This is a genomic window from Pseudomonas lyxosi, assembly GCF_047758685.1.
Lineage (GTDB): Bacteria > Pseudomonadota > Gammaproteobacteria > Pseudomonadales > Pseudomonadaceae > Aquipseudomonas > Aquipseudomonas lyxosi.
Window position 1 is genome coordinate 4,957,169 of the sequence record NZ_CP180481.1, and the last position, 23,449, is coordinate 4,980,617.

Consider the following 23,449-nt stretch of genomic DNA (forward strand, 5'->3'; position numbering starts at 1 on the left):
CACATGCGCCAAAAACTCACACTCGTTACTGCAATTTTTTTCCTGCTTTTTTCTTGCCAATTGTTTGCAAAACCTACAGCTGAATTGAATGCAGCCAAGCAAACGGGAATAGTTCTTTACAATCAGTACAAGATGGCACCTGCAATACAGTATTTGACGATAGCCGCAACAGGTGGGGATGCGGAATCCCAGTACTATTTAGCTGAATCAATAAGAAATACAAAACGCTACATGACCGAGGATGCGCAAAAGTGGTACGAGGCATCAGCAAACCAAAATAACGTTTATGCGATGATTCAGCTCGGACGAAGTGATGATAATCTCTGCGTCAACATGGGCAACTGCCCTGCAAGTACAAAAACACCGGCGCAATGGTTGAAACACGCGCTAGATTTGACGAAACCTATTGCTGAAAGTGGTGACCCCGAAGCGATGTACTTAATGTATGAACTAACGCTTAAGGAGGAATGGCTTGAGAAATCTGCAAATTCTGGATATGCATTAGCTCAATACTGGATGGCAATTGGAGCTCGACAAGGAGACGGTTTTTTCTTGCCGTGGAAGCGGCATGAGGCAGTTGGAAACTGGCTGAAACTATCTGCGGAAGGAGGATACCCCCCTGCAATGATGGAATATGCTGCGTTTATTTATGAAGATCAAGGTGATTTAACAGTCGCTCGCCATTGGATTGTCGAAGCAGCTAAAAAGGGGTACAAGTCAGGCGTCAGCAGTTACGGCGCCTATTCGGCCCACTCACCATCGCTTTATGACTTCCCATTAGATAGGGTTAAAGGTTATGCGTTGACCTCGCTACTATCTGAACTTGACGGGGGCGGAAATGTACAGGTTTACGTAAACGAAACCCTTCCGGAAATTGCCGAAAAAATGACACCGGATGAAATTTCAGAAGCTAACGATTTTGCAAAGAACTGGAAGGCCACTCATCCCCCCCTGTCGTTTTTCCCGGAAAAATTGAGCCGTTAACGTTGATAAAGAAAAGTCTACTTACCGCACTGTTGATTATTGCGTTTGCAAATCCAGTATCCGCCGAACTCTCCTCGGAACAGCAAGCAGCAAAAACACAAGGAATAATTTTCTATAATCAATACAAAAGTGTTTCTGCCACCCCCTTCCTGACCATTGGTGCGGAAGCCGGCGATCAAGAAGCACAGTATTATCTGGGAGAATCGCTCAGGAGGAAAAATCACTTTATGAATCCTGAAGCTCGAAAGTGGTATGAGGCCTCTGCTGAACAGGGAGACCTGTACGCAATGATTCAGCTAGGGCGGAATGACGACGATCTATGCAAAAAATTAAAAAATTGTGCGCCCGAGCAAAAAGAACCCGTTGAATGGTTGAAGCAAGCGCAAAGCATCGCCAAACCAAAAGCAGAAAACGGCGATGCAGAATCAATGTATATAATGTACGAACTCACAGTTGATAAAAATTGGCTGAAGAGAGCGGCAGAGGCTGGGCACCCAATTGCGCAATATTGGATGGGTATAACGGAGAAACAAGGGGAAGGTTTTTTTCTCCCCTGGCAACGTCAAGACTCTATTGAAAAATGGTTTAAAGCATCTGCAGAAGGAGGATATCCAAAAGGGATGAGGGAATATGCAATACTTCTTGGAGAAAAGAATGATATTGAGGGCTACCGCCAATGGAACGAAAAATCCGCCCTCACCGGTTATGCATCCACAATATTTGAGTACGGTTCGGATTTAGCTCACGAGCCTGATTTATATGGATATCCTCTAGACGTTGTAAAAGGCTACGCACTAATTTACCTACTAAAAGAACTGGACGGCGGCGGAGGGATGCAAGCTGACGTAAAAGACCAACTGCAAAAAATCTCTTCAAAAATAACTCCCGAACAGATCATTGAGGCAAAAAAACTTGCCGAGACATGGACGGCAACCCATCCTCCACTGTCGTTTTTCCCGGAAAAGTTGAGCCGTTAACGTTGATGAAGAGAAGTCTATTTACCGCATTGTTAATTATTGCGTTCGCACATCCAGCATCCGCCGAACTTTCCTCGGAACAGCAAGCAGCAAAAACACAAGGGATAACTTTCTATAATCAATACAAAGCAGCTTCCGCCACCCCCTTCCTGACCATTGCTGCGGAAGCCGGCGATCACGAAGCACAGTATTATCTGGGAGAATCGCTCAGGAGGAAAAACCACTATATTAATCCTGAAGCTCGGAAATGGTACGAGGCGTCCGCTGCCCAAGGTGATCTATATGCAATGATTCAACTTGGGCGCATAGTGAAGGATCTTTGCACACTTTCAGACAACTGCCCTCCTAATCAAAAAATGCCAGTCGAGTGGTTAAATCAAGCTGAAAAAATAGCATTGCCAAAAGCAATCCAGGGTGACGCGGAGGCCATGTATATTATGTACGAATTGACCCTGGACGAATCATGGCTTGAAAAATCCGCTATAGCGGGCCATGCACTTTCTCAATATTGGATGGGGGTAATCTATAAACAAGGAAAAGGCTTTTTCTTGCCTTGGAAGCGAGGAGAAGAGGTTGAGAAATGGTTTAAAGCATCTGCCGAAGGTGGCAATCCAAGATCGATGATGGAATATGGAGCGATTTTGTTTGAGAAAGGAGACATTGAAGGTTATCGGCATTGGAATGAACAAGCGGCTTTAGCAGGTTATGCATCCACTGTCTATGGTTATGGATCAGACCTTGCCCACGAACCGGACCTGTATGGCTTCCCATTCGACATTATTAAAGGATATGCACTTATATATTTGCTGGGGGAGCTAGACGGCGGCGGTGGTCTGCGGGAGATGGCCGAAAGTAAACTCCAAAAAATTGCCGAAAAAATGACATCTGAACAGATAGTAGAAGCTAAAGAATTTGCGAAGGAATGGAAGACTACTCAAGCCCCCCTATCATTCTTTCCTGACAAGCTGAATCTCTAAGGCCAATTGGATGTCGCCTGACCGGCATGCTACCAATCCGCAAAAGTAGGGAGCAGCAAAATAGAAAGAATTGATTCTTCCTAAAGTCTTACTGCTTCCACTTTCTTACCGCATAGCGTCAGACCGGCGCCTTCCACCCCATCATCTGCTGCTGCGCAACCAGCAGCAAATCGCACCCATCCTGCGTCAGCAGATAAAGTGCATGAGTAATGTGCGGAATATCTTGAACATCACCGTTCTTGAAACACTGGCAATGGAGCGTTTCAAGCAACTGGCTGGCGGCTCGGACACGCTGTAAAGCGGCTTCGAGTATGTCTTGGGGATCGGCCTCGGTGTCGATGACCATGGGGTTTGAGTCGGTAACGCTGCTTTTGATTGAGCGATAGCGATCGGGAAACGGGTTGAACGTTGGCATAAGAATTACTCATACGTTAGTTAAGTAACCGTCAGCACCGTGACCAAACGATGGAGGCGGACTGTGTACAGGCTTGGTCAACCGATAACCCGCACAACTCGGCTCGCCCGAAGGCGTCCAGCACACAGCCGCCATAACAACGCACAACGAAGACAAAGATGTCCGCAGGGCGAATGATGGCACATATGTGTGCGGGATATCAGGTGACCAAACCTGCTCGCTGATTTTGCAGCGAGGTCAAACAGTAAACGCTGGTAGCTTGCGGGCGAAAGACGACAAAGAGTCCGAGCGTGTAGGAACTCGCCGAAGCTCCCTCAGTTTTTTTACCTACATGAAACCTCTGTCAGAAACCTCCTCACGACAGGCGGCATTCAGTGGGGTTAACCATCGCTTAACCCCGCGGTCCAAAACTTTACTGGACCGCACGCCCTCAGAGTTCTCTGACGCCCAGTGCGGCAGGTTCGACGCCTAGACGTCGAGCTGACTTTAAGCCTGCATCGGAGATCGTTCATGAACATGCGCACCTTGCTGATCACCACCGCCCTCGCCTGCACCACGTTTGCCGGCCTGGCCCAGGCCAATGACACTTCGAGCTCCCAGGCGGTGCCGTACCACTACGGTATGCCGCTGCACGTGGGCAAGGTCATTACCTTGACCGAACCGTCGACGCTGGACTGCAAAGTGGTCACAGCCGACATGAAGTACATCGATAGCACCTCGGGCAAGCCTGCGGAAATATCCTATCGGAAGCTTTCTGACGCTTGCAGTTATCAAAACTGACGGAAAGGTCTGATTCAATACTTTGCGGTATTCCTGTGAGGGGTTCTGGCGCTATGCTCTGCGCCTCCCCCCACTGCCGCAAGGATTCGCCATGCAGTTATCGTTTCGCGCCTTGTCGACCTTCACTTCCCTTCTGTGTTTTCTGCTGGCCCTGGTCTGGGGTTTGATGCCCGACTGGTTGCTGTCGATCTGGAGCATCGAATACTCGTTGGCGGTGGGCGTTGTCGCGCGGCGCAGTGCAATGCTGTTTGCGGCATTGGGCGTGATGTTTTATCTGGTTCGAAACGAGGCGCCTTCGATCACCCGCAATGCGTTGACCAATGGTTTCATGGTCGGCTGCTGGGGGCTGGCAGCACTGGGCTTCGGCGAATGGCTCAATGGCCATGCCGGTCCGGGCATATTGCTTGCGGTGGTGGTCGAACTGGCGCTGGGTCTGGCGTTTCTCCAGACCAAGCGCGTGTCGATGGAACTCGAAACCGTGGGTTAAAGGGCTTTCCTGGCTGGATGCAGCGTCTCGGCAACGGCTTGATGCTGCATGTCAGAGCGCAGTCCAGCAATCAGGTCATTGATTTCTCGGCAACCATTCAGCTGCTTGGCATTTATTCCGGTTTTCATGAGATCAAGGTGATCGGTTTCACGATCGGAATACACCTTAACGGTCATCGACAGGTCCGGCGACAGCGTGCATTGACAACGTTTCGGCAGAAAACTGCTTTCAATGATGTTGCGAAGTTCCAAGGCAGAAAGAAACATGGCGACCCTCTCCTTAATGTGAGACTGCCAATCAACGATCGATACTGACGCAATGAAATCCCCGGTCAGCTTAAGACCAGCTACAGCATAAAACATGCCTTGAATTCCGCACTGCAGCTCATCGGTAAATCAACGATTTAGCGAAACCGCGCGTAAATAGCCCATGCAATATGCAAGAAAGGCGTTTTGGTGCCTCTGCAATTTGCATACATCCAGCGACAAGTTTGCATTGGCCGACCACGCCAGTAAGAATGCGGCCAATCAATTCAGTATCCGCTGACCCCACTCGTACGCAAGGAGGCATCATGGGTTCTTTGACCTGTATCACTACCGTCGGGCTGATTCTTGCCGGGCTGTCGACCATCGCTCACGCCGCGAAACTCGAAGAAGTCGCGCCGTTTCCCAAAGCTGAAAGCGGTTTCACCCGCCAGGTCATTCACCTTCCGGCACAGACACAGGAAGACAGCTTCCAGGTCGAAGTCCTCGCCGGAAAAACCCTGACCGTCGACTGCAATCGCCAACGTCTGGGCGGCATTCTCGAGGAGAAAAACCTCGAAGGCTGGGGCTACCCGTTCTACCGACTGGAAAAAGTCATCGGCCCGATGAGTACGCTGATGGCCTGCCCGGACGGCAAAAGTAAAAAGGACTTTGTGCCGGTGGTCGGTGACGGTTTCATGCTGCGCTACAACAGCAAACTGCCAATCGTGCTCTACGTGCCCAAAGACGTCGAAGTCCGCTACCGGATCTGGTCGGCGTCGAGCAAAGTCGAGAAAGCCGTCCAGGAATAACCGTTCTATCCCGTTACAGGAGCGCCATTTTGATTACCTGCCACGTCAAATATGTGATCGATCCGTATCAACTCAGCGAATTCGAAGCCTACGCCAAGGCCTGGCTCGGCATCGTCGAGCGTTTGGGCGGTACGCACCACGGGTATTTCCTGCCTTCCGAGGGCGCGAGCAATATCGCCTACTGCCTGTTCAGCTTTCCTTCGCTGGCGGACTACGAAAGCTACCGGCATATCGCGATGACTGACGCCGAAAGCGCCGCGCTCGTAGCTTCGCTGGTCGAAAAGAAATTTATCGTCAGTTACGAGCGGACCTTCCTGCGTCCGCTGCTGGCCTGACACCGCTCACGCCGGGGCGCCGCTCAATGCCGCGCGCTCGGCCACATGGCGCAAACTGTCGAAATTGATATTGGCGCCTGAGTCGATCGCTACCAGTGTCTGACCACGGGCACCGGTTTGCGCCACGTATTTTTTGATTCCGGCCACGGCCAAGGCACCGGAAGGTTCGGTGATCGAGCGGGTATCGTCGTAGATATTCTTGATGGCGGCGCAGAGTTCGTCGTTGCTGACCGTCAATACCTCATCGACACAGAACCGGCAGACTTCGAAACCATAAGCACCGATCTGGGCGACGGCCACACCGTCGGCGAAAGTACCTACGGTTGGCAGGACAACTCGCTCGCCGGCCTGTAATGCCGCATGTAAACAGGCGGAATGCTCCGACTCGACGCCGATGATGCGGACTTCTGGTCGCAGGTATTTGACGTACGCCGCGATGCCGGCGATCAAGCCACCGCCGCCCACCGGGACAAAGATCGCGTCCAGCGGACCTTGATGCTGGCGCAGGATCTCCATGGCGACGGTGCCCTGCCCAGCGATCACGTCCGGGTCGTCGAATGGCGAGACAAAGGTGCGGCCGGTTTGCCGCGCCAGGTTCAGTGCATAGTCCAGGGCAAACGGAAAACTCTCACCGTGCAGCACGGCATCGGCGCCCCGACTGCAAACACCGAGCACCTTCAGTTCCGGCGTCGTACGCGGCATGACGATGGTCGCCGCAATTCCCAGTTCACGGGCCGCTAATGCCACGCCTTGAGCATGATTACCTGCGGAAGCGGTGATTACCCCGCGAGCCTTTTGCTCATCGCTCAGTTGCACCAGTTTGTTGTAGGCACCGCGGATCTTAAAGGAAAAAGTCGGTTGCAAGTCTTCGCGCTTGAGCAGGATTTGATTGCCGAGCGCCTCGGACAACGCTGGCGCCGGTTGCAGCGGCGTACGCACCGCGAGTTCATACACGGGCGCGGCGAGGATCTTTTTCACGTAATGCTCAAGCAAGGTCTGCTGGGCGGTGGTGCTGCTCATGGTCGTCTCCTGACTTTGATCGGAACCCAGGAGGCAGAAAGTAAAAACCCGCCTCTAGGGCGGGTTGGGTGCTGCAGTCGTGAGCTAGCCCGCCAAATAAGGAATGGCGGTAATAATGCTTGGCTGGCAGCGCAATACAGTGGAAGTCATGCCCGGAAATTAGCCGGACGCTGATGGCAAGTCAATGGCCAATTTTACTCGGCCTCTGTAGGCTGACGACTCTGCTCATTGTCCCCAAGGAAGGAAACCATGAAGTCTGTCGCCCTGCCCCTCATTGCCCTGATCGCGTTCGCCGCCTATACCGTTTCGGTGATGCTTCAGGCCGAACAGTCATTGATCGACTTCGGCATCAGCCTGATGTCACGCCCCGACACGGCGCAGGTGGTGATTGATTTGTACCTGCTGGCGGCGCTCGCAGGCATCTGGATGTACACGGATGCGCGCAAGCGAGGGCAGTCGGGATGGTCGGTGGTTCCCTACCTTTTGATCACCGCTATTTTCGTCTCTATCGGACCGTTGTTGTACTTGGTGGTGCGTGGGCTGCAGGATCGGAAAAAACCCGTAATCGTCCATCAAGTGACCTGATCCTGGAGTTTTGGGGCGGTGGATTTTTACTTCAATCCGACTTTGTACAACGCCCCATCGTCCTCATCGGTCAGCACATACAAATACCCGTCCGGGCCTTGCCGCACATCGCGAATGCGCTTGTTGAGTTCGCCCAGCAATCGCTCTTCGTGAACGACCTTGTCGCCATCGAACTGCAAGCGGATCAACTCCTGGCTCACTAACGCGCCGATAAACACGTTGTGCTGCCAGGCCTTGAAGCGGTCAGCGTCGTAGAACGCCATGCCGCTGAGGCCGGGGGACTTTTCCCAGACGTGGTGCGGGGCGACGGTGCCTTCGGCGGTCTTGCCCTTGGCTTCCGGAATCGGCTGGCCGGAGTAGTTGATGCCATGGGTTGCCATCGGCCAGCCGTAGTTCTTGCCACGCTCGATGATGTTGATTTCATCGCCACCCTGAGGGCCGTGTTCGTTTTCCCAAAGGGTGCCGGTCCAGGGATTGAGCGCCGCGCCTTGCGGATTGCGCTGGCCGTAGGACCAGATTTCCGGGAGTACGCCGGCCTGACCGACAAAAGGGTTGTCATCCGGCACCTTGCCGTCCGGGTAGATCCGCACGACCTTGCCTTGCAGCTTGTCGAGGTCCTGGGCGGTCGGCCGGTCATTGTTCTCGCCAAGGGTGATGAACAGATAGCCGTCGCGGTCGAACACCAGGCGCGAACCAAAGTGGTTACCGAGCGAAAGCTTGGGCTCCTGGCGAAAGATCACTTTGAAATCCTTGATGGCCGTCAGGTCGTCAGACAGACGTCCGCGACCGACCGCCGTCCCGGCCTTGTCGCCCTCACCACCGCCCTCGGCATACGACAGATAGACCGTGCGGTCTTGCTTGAAGTCGGGCGACAACGCTACATCCAGCAAGCCGCCCTGCCCCCTGGCCCAGACCTTTGGCACGCCACTGAGCGGTGCGGAAAGTTTACCGTCGGCGCTGACCACCCGCAGGTTGCCGGGCCGTTCGGTCACCAGCATCCCTTGGCGATCGGGAAGAAACGCCAAGGCCCAGGGATGTTCGAGCCCCTTGGTTATTGTCGTCACCTCAAGGGTGCCCTGTTCGCTTTTCAAATTCTGGGTCGGCGCCGCGAAAACGGGCGCGGTGGCGGTGATCAGTGCGCTGGCACACAGTGTGGCCAGCAGGGTTTTACGCAACATGCACGATTCCTTTTGTCGTTCGAATGGCTTGAAAGAGCGCTGTCCTGCCGTTCAACGGTTGCTGGTGTCTGCGTCTCGATGAGGTGGATTGGGAATGAATTTCGGTGGGGTGGCGGGAGGCGGCCGGTCTTGGGGATAGCGGTTGCCGATGCCACCATTATCAAGCGTCGGTGGCCGCGGCGCGGGCACTGTGTTCGGCCCACGAATGGCCGGCGCGCTGGGTTGCGTGCCTTGCATGCTGTTGGGGTTGGCCCGGCGAATCGGGCTGTTGTAAGGATTGCTGGTTTGGCCCGTCGGGCTCTGGGCCAACAGCAATGAAGAAGGTGGCGATGCGGTGTCAGCCTGGGCCAGATTGCTCAGCCAGCCGCTCAACGCCAACGCGGTGCAGCCGAGTACAAATCTGTTCATGGGGAGCCTCTCGACATCAGCGTGGATAGGAACTTCGATATCACGCTACGCCCGGGGTTCGGATTTGTTAACTAAAACCTCCTTCACAAGATGTAACACGAGTTGACCCGACCGCCGATACGCCCGCAGGACCGGGCCGCAGCCCGCTGAAACTTTTGCACAGCGTCACCGGTCACCTGAACATCACTCGCGAGAAGACGACCATGGCACGGGCAATCTGGAAAGGCGCGATCAGTTTCGGTCTGGTGCATATCCCTGTGGCGCTGGTCTCGGCGACGTCCTCGCAAGGGGTGGATTTCGACTGGCTCGACAGCCGCAGCATGGACCCGGTGGGCTACAAGCGCGTCAACAAGGTCACCGGCAAGGAAGTGACCAAGGAACACATCGTCAAAGGTGTGCAGTATGAAAAGGGTCGATATGTGGTCCTCAGCGAAGAGGAAATCAAGTCGGCGCACCCACTGTCCACTCAGACCATCGACATCTTTTCCTTTGTCGACAGCGAGCAGATTCCCCTGCAAAACATCGATACGCCCTACTACCTCGCGCCGGATAAACGCGGTGGCAAGGTCTATGCGCTGTTGCGCGAAACGTTAAGCAAGACCAATAAAGTCGCCCTGGCTCATGTTGTGCTGCACACGCGCCAGCACCTCGCCGCGCTGATGCCGCTGGAATCGGCAATGGTATTGGTGATGCTGCGCTGGCCCGCCGAAGTGAGAAGTCTGGATACGCTGGAGTTGGGCAGTGAAGTTACCAAGCCCGAACTGGCCAAGGGCGAACTGGACATGGCCAAACGACTGGTTCAGGACATGAGCGCAGACTGGAAACCCGAGGATTATCGGGACAGTTTTGAAGACAAGATCATGGCCTTGGTGGAGAAAAAGGCCAACGAAGGAAAAATCGAAGATGTCGAAACGGCGACTGGCGAAGAGGAACGGAAAACCGCTGATGTTATTGATTTGACCGAGCTGCTTAAACGCAGCCTAGGCGGCAAGAGCTCCGGTAAGGCCAAACCTGCTGCACAGAAAAAAGCCACGAAGACTTCTCGTGGCTGATTGATGATTTTGCGGTGAATGTTATGGCCCCATCGTCGGATCGCCGCCCGGAGACAAGCTCGCTCCCACAGGGAATCGCGGTTAACTGTGGGAGCGAGCTTGCTCGCAATGGCGTCTCCCGACGTAACGCAAAACTCAGATCAAAACGATAATCGCCAACAAACCACCAAAAATCGCCCACTTCTCCAGGTAATAGAGCTTGCGGTTGTGCTTCTTGAGCGCTTTGCCGCGCAAGCGAATCTTGTAGATTTTGGCGAACAAACGGTTGATACCGCCGGTCTTGTCACCCGCATCGTTCGGTGCGCCCGCCGCCGACATAACACTACGGCTGAACCAGCCATTGAACGCCGCCGCCCAGCGATACTTCATCGGCCGCTCCACGTCGCAGAACAGAATGATGCGGTTCTGCTCGGTGGTGTTTTCGGCGTAATGAATGAAGGTCTCGTCGAACATGACCGCTTCACCGTCGCGCCAGTGGTAGTTCTCGCCATCGACGTTGATGTAGCAACCGGCATCGTTCGGTGTTTCCAGGCCCAGGTGATAGCGGTAGGAACCGGCATACGGATCGCGGTGACGGACCAGTTTGGAACCTGGTGGCAACTCGGCGAACATCGCAGCCTTGATCGAGCCGATGCTTTGCACCAGTTCGGTGGTACGCGGGCAGAGTTTCATTGCCGAAGGATGGCTGTCGCCATACCACTTCAGGTAGAAACGTTTCCAGCCAGTCTTGAAGAACGAGTTGAAGCCGACATCGTCGAATTGATTCGAGCGCTTGATCTCCCCGGCCCTGAGCAGGTTCTGGCCCTCGGCGCGAATTTCTTCCCAATGCTGCTGCAACGGACTCAGATCAGGAAAGTCGGCCGGGTTGAGATAAGGCTTGTTGGGGATCTTCGAGAACAGATAAAGAAAGCAGTTGATCGGCGCCAGGAACGTCGAGTGGTCGCTCAGTTGGCGGCCCAACTTGTGGCGCACGCGTCCGCGCAAGTGGACGTACGCAATGGATACAACGTAAATAGCGGCAATGATCAATTTCACAAAAATCGTCACACGTCAGAAGTGAACATACTGCGTCCCTTGCCGGCCGATCGCCCCGAGGGTCTTGTGCAGCGTCTGAATACGAAACAGCGCGTCCTTGAGCCTATGCCGTCTGTCGGCATCAGGTGATAGATGGCATTTTAGCCACAGTTTGTAACCAATAGTTAACCTTCAGATGTGAAAATCTGTCCACTGATGCTGCCAAAGTGGCCGTGCGGCCTTAACGCCCTATCGTTTAAAGAGCCAGACCAGTACAATCGCCGCCAAACATTACGCGCCCCCCTTGGTTGATGACGGGAATGAACCCCGTCTCAGCGCACTTCGACTCGGGCCAAGCGCTCCATATGCTGCTGTCCACTTATTGCCAGATGGACCTTCCGCTTCTGACCGGGATGCATTTCCTGTGGTTCGAAAAGCGGAAACGGGTACTGAATCGGTACTGCCGCAACCCTAGCTACTCTGAATGCTTCGCAGGAAAAACCTTTGATCTCTACAGCTAACATCACGATGCAGTTCGGCGCCAAGCCGCTATTCGAAAACGTTTCGGTCAAATTCGCCGCGGGCAACCGCTACGGCCTGATCGGCGCCAACGGTTGCGGCAAGTCGACTTTCATGAAAATCCTCGGTGACGACCTCGAGCCGTCCGGCGGCCAGGTCATGCTCGAGCCGAACGTGCGTCTGGGTAAATTGCGCCAGGACCAGTTCGCCTACGAAGAATTTACCGTGATCGATACCGTGATCATGGGCCACGAAGAGCTGTGGAAGGTCAAGGCCGAGCGCGACCGCATCTACTCGCTGCCGGAAATGACTGAAGAAGACGGCATGGCCGTGGCCGAGCTGGAAACCGAGTTCGCCGAAATGGACGGCTACACCGCCGAATCCCGCGCCGGCGAACTGTTGCTGGGCCTGGGTATCGGCATCGAGCAGCATTTCGGCCCGATGAGCGAAGTTTCCCCAGGCTGGAAACTGCGCGTATTGCTGGCTCAGGCGTTGTTCTCCGATCCTGAAGTGCTGTTGCTCGACGAACCGACCAACCACCTGGACATCAACACCATCCGCTGGCTGGAAAACATTCTGACCCAGCGCTCCAGCCTGATGATCATCATCTCCCACGACCGTCACTTCCTGAACAGCGTGTGCACCCACATGGCTGACCTGGACTACGGCGAGCTGCGCCTGTTCCCGGGCAACTACGACGAGTACATGACCGTGGCGACCCAGTCCCGCGAGCAACTGCTGTCGGACAACGCCAAGAAGAAAGCGCAGATCTCCGAACTGCAATCGTTCGTCAGCCGCTTCTCGGCCAACGCCTCGAAAGCCAAGCAGGCCACTTCCCGCGCGAAGGCGATCGACAAGATCCAATTGGCCGAAGTCAAGCCGTCGAGCCGTGTGAGCCCGTTCATCCGTTTCGAACAAACCAAGAAACTGCACCGTCAGGCGGTCATCGTCGAGCGCATGGCCAAAGGCTTCGACGGCAAGACACTGTTCAAGGACTTCAGCTTCCAGGTTGAAGCCGGCGAGCGCGTGGCGATCATCGGCCCGAACGGTATCGGCAAAACCACCCTGCTGCGCACCCTGGTCAACGAACTGACCCCGGATGCCGGCACTGTGAAGTGGACCGACGCCGCGGAACTGGGCTACTACGCCCAGGACCACGCGCACGACTTCGAAGACGACTGCAACCTGTTCGACTGGATGGGCCAATGGACCCAGGGCGGCGAGCAAATCGTTCGCGGCACCCTCGGCCGGATGCTGTTCTCCAACGACGAGATCCTCAAATCGGTCAAGGTCATCTCCGGTGGTGAGCAAGGTCGCATGCTGTTCGGCAAGCTGATCCTGCAAAAGCCGAACGTGCTGATCATGGACGAACCGACCAACCACTTGGACATGGAATCCATCGAAGCGCTGAACCTGGCGCTGGAGAACTATCCGGGCACGCTGATCTTCGTCAGCCACGACCGTGAGTTCGTATCGTCGTTGGCCACCCGCATTATCGAACTCAGCCCGAGCGGCGTGATCGACTTCAGCGGTACGTATGACGACTACCTGCGTAGCCAGGGCGTTGTGTTCTAAATAGCTGCTGAAACTGAAAAGCCCTGTCCATGTGACGGGGCTTTTTTTGCTCTGATCGTTCCCACGCTCTGCGTGGGAATGCCTCAACGGACGCTCCGCGTTCGACTCCGGAAGGGACGCGGAGCGTCCCGGGCTGCATTCCCACGCAGAGCGTGGGAACGATCAGCCTGGGAGAAAGTAGTTAGCCTGCTTTCTTTTATTTAGCGCCCGCGCCATGATGCAGCTCTCCTACCGCCGCCCGCGAACGAGCCCTCATGTCTGTGCAGCAACTGCCACCACAAAGCTCCATGGCGATCACCCTGCAGATCGTCTCCATCGTCTTTTATACCTTTATTGCCTTCCTCTGCATCGGCCTGCCGATTGCGGTATTGCCAGGCTACGTCCACGAACAGCTGGGTTTCAGCGCGATCATCGCGGGGTTGACCATCGGCTCGCAGTACCTGGCCACCCTGCTCAGCCGCCCGATGGCCGGGCGCCTGTCGGACAGCATCGGCACCAAACGGGCGATTGTTTACGGGTTATCGGGGATTGTGTTGAGCGGCGTGCTGACGTTGATTTCAACGCTGCTGCAAAGTCTTCCGTTGCTGAGTCTGTTGATCCTGATCGCCGGCCGCTTGTTGCTGGGGATTGCCCAGGGCTTGATCGGGGTCGGCACCATCAGTTGGTGCATGGGTCAGGTGGGCGCTGAACATACCGCGCGCTCGATCTCCTGGAACGGCATCGCCTCCTACGGCGCCATCGCCATTGGTGCGCCGCTGGGCGTGGTGATGGTCGGCGAGCTGGGGTTCGCCAGTCTTGGGATCTCGCTGTCGGTGCTGGCGCTGGCGGCGTTGTTGCTGATCCGAAACAAACCCTCGGTGCCGGTGATTCGCGGCGAGCGCCTGCCGTTCTGGGCGGTGTTCGGGCGTATTGCGCCGTTCGGCGCGAGCCTGAGCCTCGCCTCCATCGGTTACGGCACGCTGACCACCTTTATTACCCTGTATTACGTCAGCCGTGGCTGGGCCGGCGCGGCTTATTGCCTGACGGTATTCGGCGTGTGTTTCATCCTGGCGCGACTGCTGTTCATCTCCAGCATCAGCCGTTTCGGTGGGTTCACCTCGGCCATTGCCTGTATGAGCATTGAAACAGTGGGCCTGGTTTTGCTGTGGCTCGCGCCTTCGACCGGTTATGCGCTGATCGGCGCTGGCCTGACCGGATTCGGTCTGTCGCTGGTGTATCCGGCGCTGGGGGTCGAAGCGATCAAGCAGGTGCCCAATTCCAGTCGCGGGGCGGGATTGAGTGCTTACGCGGTGTTTTTCGATCTGGCGCTGGCGATTGCCGGGCCATTGATGGGCGCGGTGGCGTTGAACCTGGGGTACACGTGGATTTTCTTCAGCGCGGCGTTGTTGTCGATAACAGGATTGGGCCTGACCTTACTGCTGAAACGTCGATCAATTGCTTAACCGCCGCACGATCCATGTAGCAGCTGGCGAAGCCTGCGTTCGGCTGCGAAGCAGTCGTAAAACCTGCTTGCACGGTCTTCCTGAAACACCGCAGTGGCTGATATTACGACTGCTTCGCAGCCGAACGCAGGCTTCGCCAGCTGCTACAAAGGTTTGTGTTATTTATTGATCGGCGGTCTGCATTCCGGCCCGGGTCGGCTTGGCGAGCGCATGAGAGAAGAAACGCCCGGCTTCGGAAATCATGTTGCGATGGATGTCTTTGCGATCGACACCATCGGCATCCGTGCACAGCGCCGGCATGGCGATGATCTGCTCTTCGTTGCAAGGCGCCAGGAACACGAAGTGCCCTGCCCCCGCCAGCAACTTGAAGTCCGGTGCAATCGGCAGTTTGCGCGCCAGGGCGGCGGCATTCTTGTCGAACGCCACCAGTTTGTCGCCGTCGCCGCTGTAGAGCAGCACCGGCACATGCACGTCGGCCAGGGTATGGCGGCCAAACTTCAGGCTCAGTGGCGCCATGAGCAGCAAGGCGCGAACCCGCGGGTCAGCCACCGGTTGCAAGTCATCGCGGTCAGCAATCAATTCACCTTGGGTGTTGCAGGCATCGCGGTCGTCCGGGCGTTCCTGACAATAGCGGCGCAGACGGTCCAGATCTGGCGTCGCGCCGGACAGAATCAGCGCCGTCTCCCCGCCCGCCGAATAACCGATCACACCGACCTGATCGGCATTGACGAAGGGCGCGAGCATTCGATCACCCAGCGTCGCGGTAATGGCTTCGGAAATCTGGATGGGCCGACCGTAAAGGTTACTCAACGTACCGAGGCGGCTGTGGTCTTTGGAGTTGTCACCGGGATGGATCACCGCCACCACCACAAACCCTTTGCGTGCCAGCGACGTGGCTAGATCGTTTAAAGCCAGCGGGGTTCCGGTGTTGCCGTGGGACAGCATCAGCATCGGGAAACGACCAATCGCGACCGGGGTGTCTTCGCCCGCTTCGACCGTGTAGCCCTCGATGAGGCTGGAGTGCTCCTTGTCGCTGGAGGGATAGAAGGCGATGGCGCGCATCGGCTGCAAGTCCAGAGGGTCAAGAAAGCTCATCTCATGGAAACCGACGCTCCAGTGAGGATGCGGCGCAGGCGCGGCGTGCACTGAGTTCAGGCTGCTGAGCAGGCAAATCAGTAAAGTTGCACAAAGACGCACCATGGGAGGCTCCACCTGGCTACTGACCGGGGACGTTAATCCTCGACTGCATAACTCGGGCCACTATTTAATGAAATTTCGAAACAGCCAGAAACAAAAAACTCCGTACCTGGCACTTGCGTGATCAGAATACAGAGTTTTTTTGGTATTGCCCGAGCTGTTTGATTTTCTTTACAGAAGCCTTACGCAGCGGCGAACAACTGCTCGCTGATTTGCGTGTGAGCGTCGCTCATGGCTTTGGTACGGACTTCGTCGCCGTAGGCAAGGCCATGGGCACGGACAAACTCGAGGTCAGTGATACCGATGAAGCCGAACAGCACCTTCAAGTACTCTTCGTGAGCTACACCCGTGGCCTGACCGGCATGCAAACCGCCGGAAGTCGATACGATCACGACTTTCTTGCCACCGCACAGGCCTTCAGGGCCGGCTTCGGTGTAACGGAAGGTCTGGCCGGCAACGGCGATGCGGTCGATCCAGGCCTTGAGTTGGGTCGGGATGGTGAAGTTGTACATCGGAGCTGCAATCACCACGGCATCGGCGGCGAGGAATTCGGCCAGGGTGGTGGCGCTCAGTTCAGCTTCGTGCTGCTGCGCAGCGTTGCGCAGTTCAGCGGTGGTGCCGGCGGCAACCAGGGTGGTGGCGGAAAAGTGGCTGATGGCATCAGCGGCCAGATCGCGGTAGGTCACCACGGCAGTCGGCTCGGCGGTTTGCCAGGCTTTAACGACTTCGCTGCTCAACTGACGGGAAGCCGAGTTGTCACCAAGAATGCTCGAATCGATATGCAGCAGTTTCATGTGGGATCTCCAGGTGAGGATCGCTACGCGGCGATCTGATGGAGAGAATCCTACAGGCGAAACCAATGGATGATTAGACCGCAACAATGCGATAGTTCGTCCCACTGATAGAACAATCGAGTTCAACCATGCAAGACCTCAATGATCTCTACTACTTCGCCAAGGTGGTTGAAGCCGGTGGCTTCGCGGCGGCCGGGCGTTTGCTCGGAATTCCCAAGTCGCGATTGTCGCGGCGCATCGCCGAGCTGGAAGAGCGTCTCGGCGCGCGCCTGCTGCAACGCACCACCCGACAACTGAAGCTGACCGCCGTGGGTGAACGTTACCTGCGGCACTGTCAGGCGATGCTGCTGGAAGCCGAGATGGCCGACGAAGCCGTCGCCAGCATGTCCAGCGAACCTCGCGGGCGTTTGCGGGTGTCCTGCCCCGTCGGGTTGGCCCACGAAATTCTGCCGACAGTGATCAGCGATTTCCTTGAGAAGTATCCTCAGGTTCAATTGGAGGTCATGTTGCTCAACCGCCGCGTCGACCTGGTGACCGAGGGCGTCGATGTGGCGCTGCGGGTGCGTGAGTTGGGCGATGAGGATCCGCTGCTGGTCACCCGACGTTTGCGCCAGGCACAGATGGCAATGGTCGCCAGTCCCGGGTTTTTGCACGGCCGTGAAATCAACTACCCCGAAGACCTGAAAAACCTGCCCGTGCTCGGCGCCCTGGAAGCCGACCGCCTGGTGCATATCCGCCTGCTCGACCAACAGGGCAAAAGCTGCGATCTCACCCTCGAAGCGCGATTGGGCATCGATGACTTTATCGTGCGCAAGGCCTGCACCCTCGCTGGCCAGGGTTTTACCATGCTGCCGATGATGTATTGCGAGCAGGAGCTGGAAAACGGCTCGCTGGTGCAGTTGCTGCCCAACTGGTCGTTGCCTGGCGGCTGGCTGCAAGCGGTCTACCCTCATCGACGCGGGGTGATGCCGGCCGTACGTGCCTGGCTCGACCATTTGATTGAATCATTCAATGAATGTGGGGACCGACTGATATGAAGGCTGGACGTATGAGCGAAGAGGATGTCGCGCAATTCTGTCTCGCGCTACCGGGTGCGCGGGAGGACTACAAATGGGGTGGCGTACGGGTGTTTTCGATTGCGGGGAACAAGATGTTTGCCTTGCAGAACCTGCGGGGCGAATCCCTGGCCTTCAAGGTCGACAAGGATTTGTTTCTCGGTCATTGCGACCGCCCGGGGATCCGCCCGGCGCCGTATCTGGCGCGGGCTCAGTGGATCATCATGGAAACGCCCTACCCGTTGGGCACTGAAGAGTTGCAAGGCTTGTTGCAGCGTTCCCATCAATTGGTGGTGAGCAAGTTGCCCAAGCGCACCCAGGTCGGGCTGCTGCTTTAAAACAGCGCGAACAGATGGGCGCCAAGAAATAGCTGGTCGATCCAGAACACCTGATGCATCAACACGATGATCCAGAACACCAACTGAAACGAGAGCTTGCGCGTCTTGTGACGGAACAACTGCTGCGCCAGCAAGGCACCCGGCCAGCCGCCGGCGAGTTCCACCGCATGCAGCACGTTCTCGGGTGTGCGCCAATGGTCGGCGCGAGCCTTGCGTTTGTCGCTCCAGTACAGCAAGAACGCCAGCAGGCTGACGCCCCCGTACGCAGCCAAGGGAATCACGGAAACACCGCGCAGCCACAACGACATTGAGCCGAACAGCGGCAGCGCGCACAGGACCGCGAACACCAGCAGTTTCAGCCGTGGTTGCTGGATCTCGCGTCCGGGGTTGTTGCGCGCGCTGGCGTCATTCATGGCTTGACCGCGGTCCAGTCGACCCAGCCGAACTGCCAGGTGGCCAGGATGACCAGGCCGAACGCGATGCGATACCAGGCAAACGCCGCATAGCTGTGGCTACCGATGAACACGAGCAAGGCTCTGACGGCAATCATCGCGAAGATGAACGCCGTGACGAAACCGATCGCGAACACCGGAAAATCAGACGGCACGAACAGGTCGCGATATTTGTACCCCGAGTACACCGCCGCGCCGACCATGGTCGGCATCGCCAGGAAGAAAGAAAACTCGGTGGCAGTCTTGCGCGACAAGCCGAACAGCAAACCGCCAATGATCGTCGAGCCGGAACGCGAGGTCCCGGGAATCATTGCCAGGCACTGGGCAAAGCCAACTTTCAGCGCGTCTTTCCAGGTGATTTCGTCGACGGTGTGGGCATGCACTTCATGCTGACGCTGCTCAGCCCACAGCATGACGATACCGCCCACGACCAACGCCGTGGCCACGGTGATCGGGTTGAACAGATACTCGTGGATCAGATCAGCGAAAATCACCCCCAATACCACGGCCGGCAGGAAGGCGATCAGCAGGTTCGCGGTAAAGCGTCGAGCGCTCGGCTGGGTCGGCAAACCGATGACCACGTCGAAAATCTTGCGGCGGAACTCCCACACCACCGCCAGGATCGCCCCCAACTGAATAATGATGTTGAAGGCCATGGCCCGCTCGCCACCGAAGTCGAGCAGGTCAGCCACAATGATCTGGTGCCCGGTACTGGATATCGGCAAAAACTCCGTCAGCCCTTCTACAACCCCAAGAATCAATGCCGAAAAGGCAGTCCAAAGATCCATCAATCCCCCAAGAAGCAATGCGCCACGGCATGCCCCGTTAATATTTTTCCAGAACGTTTACTGCGATCAGCCTAGCTGAAGTCCCGCGCACACAGGATCCAGACGGAACCATAAAAATTCCGTGAAAAATCAACTTGGATTCAGGTTTTTCCGTGCGGGGCCGAAATCCTATCAGACAAGTCTGATTAACGCTGCCGCGTTATTGGACTTGGGTCGGATATGACCGATCGGCAAAGTGTGATTGGATGCTGGCGATCATTTATTACAAGAAAAAGAAACCGGAGTGACAGCGTTATGAACAGCTTGCGCAATATGTCGATCAGCCGACGCTTGTGGCTCATCTTGATCGTGGCCGTCCTGATGCTAATGACGTTGGGCGTCTTGATGCTCAAGCAGATTCACGATGACCTGTACCACGCCAAGGCTCAGAAAACCCAGCATGTGGTGCAAACCGCCAGCGGTATTCTGACCTATTACCACGACCTCGAAACCGCCGGCACCCTCACCCGCGACGCTGCGCAGAAGCAGGCGCTGAGCGCCGTTCGCGGGCTGCGTTATGACCAGAACGACTACTTCTGGATCAATGACCTGACGCCGGTGATGATCATGCACCCGGCCAACCCGAAACTCGATGGCCAGAACCTCTCGGCGATCCGCGACCCGGACGGTTTTGCCCTGTTTAACGAAATGGTCGCCGTCGCCAAGTCCAAGGGGGCCGGCACCGTCGACTATCGCTGGCCGAAACCGGGCGCCAGCGCGCCGGTAGAAAAAACCTCCTACATCAAACTCTTCGAGCCTTGGGGCTGGGTGATCGGTTCGGGCGTGTATATCGATGACATGCAGGCCGAGTTCTATGGCCAGGTCTGGAAGGCCTCGTTCGTGGGGCTGGTGATCGCCCTGATCATGGCGCTGCTGGTCATCCTGATTGCCCGCAGCATCGTGCGTCCACTACAGGAAACCGTGAACGCCATGGCCAACATCGCCAGCGGCGAGAGCGATCTGACCCACAGCCTCGATTCCCATGGCCAGGATGAAGTCACGCAACTGGCACGCCACTTCAACGCCTTCACCGCCAAGCTGCGGCTGGTGATCAAAGAACTGCAAGTGTCCGCCAGTGCCCTGGGCCAGTCTTCCAGCGAACTGGGCAACGACGCCGCCCAGGCCCAGCAACGCAGCCAGCAACAGTCCCAGCAAATGGAACTGGTGGCTACGGCAATCAATGAAGTGACGTATGGCGTACACGACGTCGCGAAAAACGCCGAGCACGCCGCCAGCGAAATGCGCGATGCCGAGTCTCAGGCGCAACAAGGCCAGGTCAACATTGATGGCAGCCTGCAACAGATCGACAAGCTGTCGTCGACCATCGATCAGGCGGTGGAAGTGATTCGTACCCTGGCCGCCGAAAGCACGCAGATCGGCAGCGTTCTCGAAGTGATCCGTTCCATCGCCGAGCAAACCAACCTGCTGGCCCTCAACGCGGCCATCGAAGCCGCCCGGGCCGGCGAGCAAGGTCGCGGTTTTGCGGTGGTGGCCGATGAAGTGCGACTGCTGGCCCAGCGTACCCAGAAGTCCACGGCCGAGATCCAGTCGATGATCGAACGCCTGCAAAGCCACTCCGAAGCGGCGGTCAAAGTGATCGGCGACAGCAGCCGTGCATCGCAGTTGACCATCGAGCAGGCCGGCCTGGCCGGTGCAAGCCTGAATGCCATTGCCCAGGCGCTGCGCAACCTCAACGGGTTGAACGCCTCCATCGCCAGCGCAACCTTGCAACAGGCGCATGTGGTCGAGGACATCAACCAAAACGTCACCCAGGCGGCCGGCTTGTCCCACAGCACGGCGCTGGCGGCCGAACAGTCGAGCGTGGCCAGCGTTCACCTGAAGGAATTGAGTGAGCAATTGAACGGGCTGCTCAAGCAGTTCCGGGTGTAACCGCCTGCCCCTGTAGCAGCTGCCGAGCCTGCGAGGCTGCGTTCGGCTGCGAAGCAGTCGTCAATCCTGCCTGCAAGTTTTTTCTGACACACCGCGGTGTCTGATTTCACGACTGCTTCGCAGCCGAACGCAGCCTCGCAGGCTCGGCAGCTGCTACAAAAAGGACGGCGCACGCCGGTTCTACTTGGCAGCGCCTGCCGTTACAATCCGCCCCCTCTTCGACTTCCCCCAAGGAACCCCCATGTCCGGGCTTGAACTGTTTGCCGCTGCCCTCGGTGTCATTGCCGTCTGGTTGACCGTCAAACAGAACCCCTGGTGCTGGCCGATCGGTCTGGTCATGGTGCTGCTTTATAGCTGGATCTTTTTTGAGGTGAAGCTCTACTCGGACATGCTCCTGCAGGTGATCTACGCCGCATTGCAGCTCTATGGCTGGTGGCAGTGGACGCATGCGGGGGACGCGCGCCATGGTCGGCAGGTCAGCCTGCTCGACGGTAAATCGGTCGCTATCAGTCTGGTCATTGGAGCGGTCGGCAGTCTGTTGCTGGGCGCTGCAATGGCGAACTGGACCGATGCCGCACAACCCTGGCTCGATGCGGCACTCACTGGCTTCAGCCTGGTGGCGCAGTTATGGATGGCGCAAAAACGCGTTCAATGCTGGCCGCTGTGGTTCACCCTGGATGTGATCTTCGTCGGGCTGTTTATCTACAAAGACCTGTACCTGACCGCCGGGCTCTACGCGCTGTTCGCCCTGATTGCCGTGCAAGGCTGGCGGGAATGGCGGGCCGATCCGGCGTTGCGCACATGAAAGTTCTGGTACTCACAGGCCCCGAATCCAGCGGCAAGAGTTGGCTGGCAGCCGAGTTACAACAGCATTTCGGCGGGGTCCTGGTGGACGAATATGTACGCTGGTTCATCGAACAAAATCCACGAGACACCTGCCTGGCCGACATTCCGGAAATCGCCCGAGGACAGCTGAAATGGGAGGACGAGGCACGCGCCCGGCAGCCGCATTTGCTGATTCTCGACACTCACTTGCTGAGCAACATCCTCTGGAGCCAGACCTTGTTTGGCGCTTGCCCGACGTGGATCGAGCAAGCATTGCTGGCACGGCACTACGACCTGTATTTGCTGCTGAGCCCCGAAACAGTGGCCTGGCATGACGACGGGCAGCGTTGCCAACCGCAACTGGCAGAACGCCAGGCGTTTTTCCAGGCCAGCCGCCAATGGCTTGACCTGCACCGCCAGCCTTATCAGGTGCTGCAAGGTGATTGGCAACAGCGCAAGGATGCAGCATTCGAGGCTGTGATGCGTCTGGTCAGGGCCTGACAGCGGTACCGCGCCCTGCCGCAAATGTCCATTCCTGAAACACCATCCCCTGCGCAAACCCGCGAACTAAAGCGGCTCAAGCGCTCCAGCAAGAAAATGTTAAGCCACTGATACAACCTGCGTTCAGCGCCCTTAGCGAGCAATACCGCCAGCATAGACGGCGTTTTTGCGTGGCTTTGTCTCAGTGGCGTTACAAAACTTATTGACCACCTCGACAATTAAAGCCAACCCACTGTTTTTAAAAGAAAAGCGAAAACCGGCACACCTTCTGCTCTCTTCCTCGCAACGCTGATAAGGGCCAGCGTTCCACTTACAGAAGGAATTGCCGCCGTGGGGAAACTTGAAAACAACTTTTATAGCCTCCTGCTGATCGGATGCGCACTGGGCTCAAGTGTCTGCCTGCCTGTACAAGCTGACAACGGCATCATCATTATCAAACGTGATGTCCAACCACGCATGGCAACGCGTGCGCCGATTATTCCCGACCCTAGCCCCACGACCGCCAATGCCAACCCGTCCAAACAGATCATCAGTCAAACGAACGAATTGAGCGACGGCGACTTTGCCGGTGTCGCCAGTGGTGCAGGCATCTCCCGCCTGGTCACTCAAAACACCAACAACCTGGGCGGCAATATCAGCAATCAGACCCAGCTTTCCAACCTCCCCGCTGGACGTTCGGGAAATGCCGGCAACGGTATTGCCAACATGGTCAATTCAAGCGTCCAGCAAGGCCTGGGTGCTCTGAAAGTCATAACGGGAGACCGTTAA

General features: G+C 56.6%; 26 protein-coding genes and 1 pseudogene. 17 read left to right on the plus strand and 10 right to left on the minus strand.

The window, feature by feature from the left end:
• Positions 1-3 precede the first annotated feature (3 nt).
• The 3 genes from ACMXYI_RS22645 to ACMXYI_RS22655 are packed head-to-tail and all read left to right on the plus strand — an operon-like array spanning position 4 to position 2,938.
• Positions 4-984 (plus strand): tetratricopeptide repeat protein, encoded by a 981-nt coding sequence (locus tag ACMXYI_RS22645; RefSeq protein ID WP_415769161.1) that lies wholly within the window; start codon positions 4-6, stop codon positions 982-984.
• A 2-nt stretch (positions 985-986) separates the two neighbouring features.
• Positions 987-1,961, plus strand: coding sequence for a tetratricopeptide repeat protein (locus ACMXYI_RS22650; RefSeq protein ID WP_415769162.1), 975 nt, complete (start codon positions 987-989; stop codon positions 1,959-1,961).
• Between the two features lie 5 nt (positions 1,962-1,966).
• Entirely contained in the window at positions 1,967-2,938 is a 972-nt protein-coding gene (locus ACMXYI_RS22655; protein ID WP_415773954.1) for a tetratricopeptide repeat protein, read from the plus strand.
• Positions 2,939-3,056: 118 nt separating this feature from the next.
• Here the strand turns inward: ACMXYI_RS22655 and ACMXYI_RS22660 are convergent, their stop codons facing one another.
• A complete protein-coding gene (locus ACMXYI_RS22660) occupies positions 3,057-3,353 on the minus strand; it encodes a hypothetical protein (RefSeq protein ID WP_415769163.1) in 297 nt (98 codons plus the stop codon).
• Positions 3,354-3,863: 510 nt separating this feature from the next.
• On the opposite strand from ACMXYI_RS22660, the gene ACMXYI_RS22665 reads away from it, so the two are divergent.
• Both ACMXYI_RS22665 and ACMXYI_RS22670 read left to right on the plus strand, forming a co-directional pair.
• Positions 3,864-4,133, plus strand: coding sequence for a DUF2790 domain-containing protein (locus ACMXYI_RS22665; protein ID WP_415769164.1), 270 nt, complete (start codon positions 3,864-3,866; stop codon positions 4,131-4,133).
• Positions 4,134-4,224: 91 nt separating this feature from the next.
• A complete protein-coding gene (locus tag ACMXYI_RS22670) occupies positions 4,225-4,620 on the plus strand; it encodes a hypothetical protein (protein WP_415769165.1) in 396 nt (131 codons plus the stop codon).
• Here the strand turns inward: ACMXYI_RS22670 and ACMXYI_RS22675 are convergent.
• Positions 4,617-4,886, minus strand: a complete 270-nt coding sequence (locus ACMXYI_RS22675; RefSeq protein ID WP_415773955.1) for a DUF1652 domain-containing protein — start codon at positions 4,884-4,886, stop codon at positions 4,617-4,619. The genes ACMXYI_RS22670 and ACMXYI_RS22675 overlap by 4 nt on opposite strands.
• Positions 4,887-5,191: 305 nt before the next feature.
• On the opposite strand from ACMXYI_RS22675, the gene eco reads away from it, so the two are divergent.
• Complete coding sequence (gene eco / locus ACMXYI_RS22680) at positions 5,192-5,674, plus strand: serine protease inhibitor ecotin (RefSeq protein WP_415769166.1); 483 nt, start codon at positions 5,192-5,194, stop codon at positions 5,672-5,674.
• 29 nt (positions 5,675-5,703) lie between these two features.
• Complete coding sequence (locus ACMXYI_RS22685) at positions 5,704-6,009, plus strand: NIPSNAP family protein (RefSeq protein WP_074876451.1); 306 nt, start codon at positions 5,704-5,706, stop codon at positions 6,007-6,009.
• A 24-nt stretch (positions 6,010-6,033) separates the two neighbouring features.
• On the opposite strand, the pseudogene ilvA reads toward ACMXYI_RS22685, so the two are convergent.
• A pseudogene (ilvA, locus tag ACMXYI_RS22690) lies at positions 6,034-7,029 on the minus strand (threonine ammonia-lyase, biosynthetic); the annotation flags it as partial.
• Between the two features lie 249 nt (positions 7,030-7,278).
• Between ilvA and ACMXYI_RS22695 the strand changes: the two are divergent.
• Complete coding sequence (locus ACMXYI_RS22695) at positions 7,279-7,614, plus strand: DUF2834 domain-containing protein (protein ID WP_415769167.1); 336 nt, start codon at positions 7,279-7,281, stop codon at positions 7,612-7,614.
• A gap of 26 nt (positions 7,615-7,640) precedes the next feature.
• On the opposite strand, the gene ACMXYI_RS22700 is transcribed toward ACMXYI_RS22695, so the two are convergent.
• Positions 7,641-8,792, minus strand: a complete 1,152-nt coding sequence (locus ACMXYI_RS22700; protein ID WP_415769168.1) for a PQQ-dependent sugar dehydrogenase — start codon at positions 8,790-8,792, stop codon at positions 7,641-7,643.
• 51 nt (positions 8,793-8,843) lie between these two features.
• Positions 8,844-9,200: a hypothetical protein gene (locus tag ACMXYI_RS22705; RefSeq protein ID WP_415769169.1), complete on the minus strand. Its 357-nt coding sequence runs from the start codon at positions 9,198-9,200 to the stop codon at positions 8,844-8,846.
• A 203-nt stretch (positions 9,201-9,403) separates the two neighbouring features.
• On the opposite strand from ACMXYI_RS22705, the gene ACMXYI_RS22710 reads away from it, so the two are divergent.
• Positions 9,404-10,252 carry a Ku protein gene (locus tag ACMXYI_RS22710; RefSeq protein ID WP_415769170.1) on the plus strand — a complete coding sequence of 283 codons (849 nt, stop codon included), beginning with the start codon at positions 9,404-9,406 and terminating at the stop codon, positions 10,250-10,252.
• Between the two features lie 135 nt (positions 10,253-10,387).
• Here the strand turns inward: ACMXYI_RS22710 and lpxO are convergent, their stop codons facing one another.
• Entirely contained in the window at positions 10,388-11,287 is a 900-nt protein-coding gene (gene lpxO, locus ACMXYI_RS22715; protein ID WP_415769171.1) for a lipid A hydroxylase LpxO, read from the minus strand.
• A 483-nt stretch (positions 11,288-11,770) separates the two neighbouring features.
• On the opposite strand from lpxO, the gene ACMXYI_RS22720 reads away from it, so the two are divergent.
• Both ACMXYI_RS22720 and ACMXYI_RS22725 read left to right on the plus strand, forming a co-directional pair.
• Positions 11,771-13,360, plus strand: coding sequence for an ABC-F family ATPase (locus ACMXYI_RS22720; protein WP_008149954.1), 1,590 nt, complete (start codon positions 11,771-11,773; stop codon positions 13,358-13,360).
• A 254-nt stretch (positions 13,361-13,614) separates the two neighbouring features.
• Positions 13,615-14,802 carry an MFS transporter gene (locus ACMXYI_RS22725; protein ID WP_415769172.1) on the plus strand — a complete coding sequence of 396 codons (1,188 nt, stop codon included), beginning with the start codon at positions 13,615-13,617 and terminating at the stop codon, positions 14,800-14,802.
• 162 nt (positions 14,803-14,964) lie between these two features.
• Here ACMXYI_RS22725 and ACMXYI_RS22730 read toward each other — a convergent pair whose 3' ends face one another.
• Positions 14,965-16,002 carry an alpha/beta hydrolase family protein gene (locus tag ACMXYI_RS22730; protein WP_415769173.1) on the minus strand — a complete coding sequence of 346 codons (1,038 nt, stop codon included), beginning with the start codon at positions 16,000-16,002 and terminating at the stop codon, positions 14,965-14,967.
• Positions 16,003-16,181: 179 nt separating this feature from the next.
• Entirely contained in the window at positions 16,182-16,793 is a 612-nt protein-coding gene (locus ACMXYI_RS22735; protein WP_056740026.1) for an FMN-dependent NADH-azoreductase, read from the minus strand.
• Positions 16,794-16,921: 128 nt separating this feature from the next.
• On the opposite strand from ACMXYI_RS22735, the gene ACMXYI_RS22740 reads away from it, so the two are divergent.
• Both ACMXYI_RS22740 and ACMXYI_RS22745 read left to right on the plus strand, forming a co-directional pair.
• Complete coding sequence (locus tag ACMXYI_RS22740; protein ID WP_415769174.1) at positions 16,922-17,830, plus strand: LysR substrate-binding domain-containing protein; 909 nt, start codon at positions 16,922-16,924, stop codon at positions 17,828-17,830.
• Entirely contained in the window at positions 17,827-18,186 is a 360-nt protein-coding gene (locus tag ACMXYI_RS22745) for an MmcQ/YjbR family DNA-binding protein (RefSeq protein WP_415769175.1), read from the plus strand. The genes ACMXYI_RS22740 and ACMXYI_RS22745 overlap by 4 nt, the downstream gene beginning before the upstream one ends.
• Here ACMXYI_RS22745 and ACMXYI_RS22750 read toward each other — a convergent pair.
• Positions 18,183-18,599, minus strand: a complete 417-nt coding sequence (locus ACMXYI_RS22750) for a DUF1294 domain-containing protein (protein ID WP_415769176.1) — start codon at positions 18,597-18,599, stop codon at positions 18,183-18,185. The genes ACMXYI_RS22745 and ACMXYI_RS22750 overlap by 4 nt on opposite strands.
• Complete coding sequence (locus tag ACMXYI_RS22755; protein WP_415769177.1) at positions 18,596-19,426, minus strand: undecaprenyl-diphosphate phosphatase; 831 nt, start codon at positions 19,424-19,426, stop codon at positions 18,596-18,598. The genes ACMXYI_RS22750 and ACMXYI_RS22755 overlap by 4 nt, the downstream gene beginning before the upstream one ends.
• Positions 19,427-19,720: 294 nt before the next feature.
• Between ACMXYI_RS22755 and ACMXYI_RS22760 the strand changes: the two genes are divergently transcribed.
• The 4 genes from ACMXYI_RS22760 (at position 19,721) to ACMXYI_RS22775 (ending at position 23,449) form a co-directional block, all read left to right on the plus strand.
• Positions 19,721-21,355: a methyl-accepting chemotaxis protein gene (locus ACMXYI_RS22760; RefSeq protein WP_415769178.1), complete on the plus strand. Its 1,635-nt coding sequence runs from the start codon at positions 19,721-19,723 to the stop codon at positions 21,353-21,355.
• A 241-nt stretch (positions 21,356-21,596) separates the two neighbouring features.
• Entirely contained in the window at positions 21,597-22,160 is a 564-nt protein-coding gene (gene pnuC / locus ACMXYI_RS22765; RefSeq protein WP_415769179.1) for a nicotinamide riboside transporter PnuC, read from the plus strand.
• The gene (locus ACMXYI_RS22770; RefSeq protein WP_415769180.1) at positions 22,157-22,681 is read left to right on the plus strand and encodes an AAA family ATPase; all 525 of its coding nucleotides are present in this window, start codon (positions 22,157-22,159) and stop codon (positions 22,679-22,681) included. The genes pnuC and ACMXYI_RS22770 overlap by 4 nt, the downstream gene beginning before the upstream one ends.
• 330 nt (positions 22,682-23,011) lie before the next feature.
• The gene (locus ACMXYI_RS22775) at positions 23,012-23,449 is read left to right on the plus strand and encodes a hypothetical protein (RefSeq protein ID WP_415769181.1); all 438 of its coding nucleotides are present in this window, start codon (positions 23,012-23,014) and stop codon (positions 23,447-23,449) included.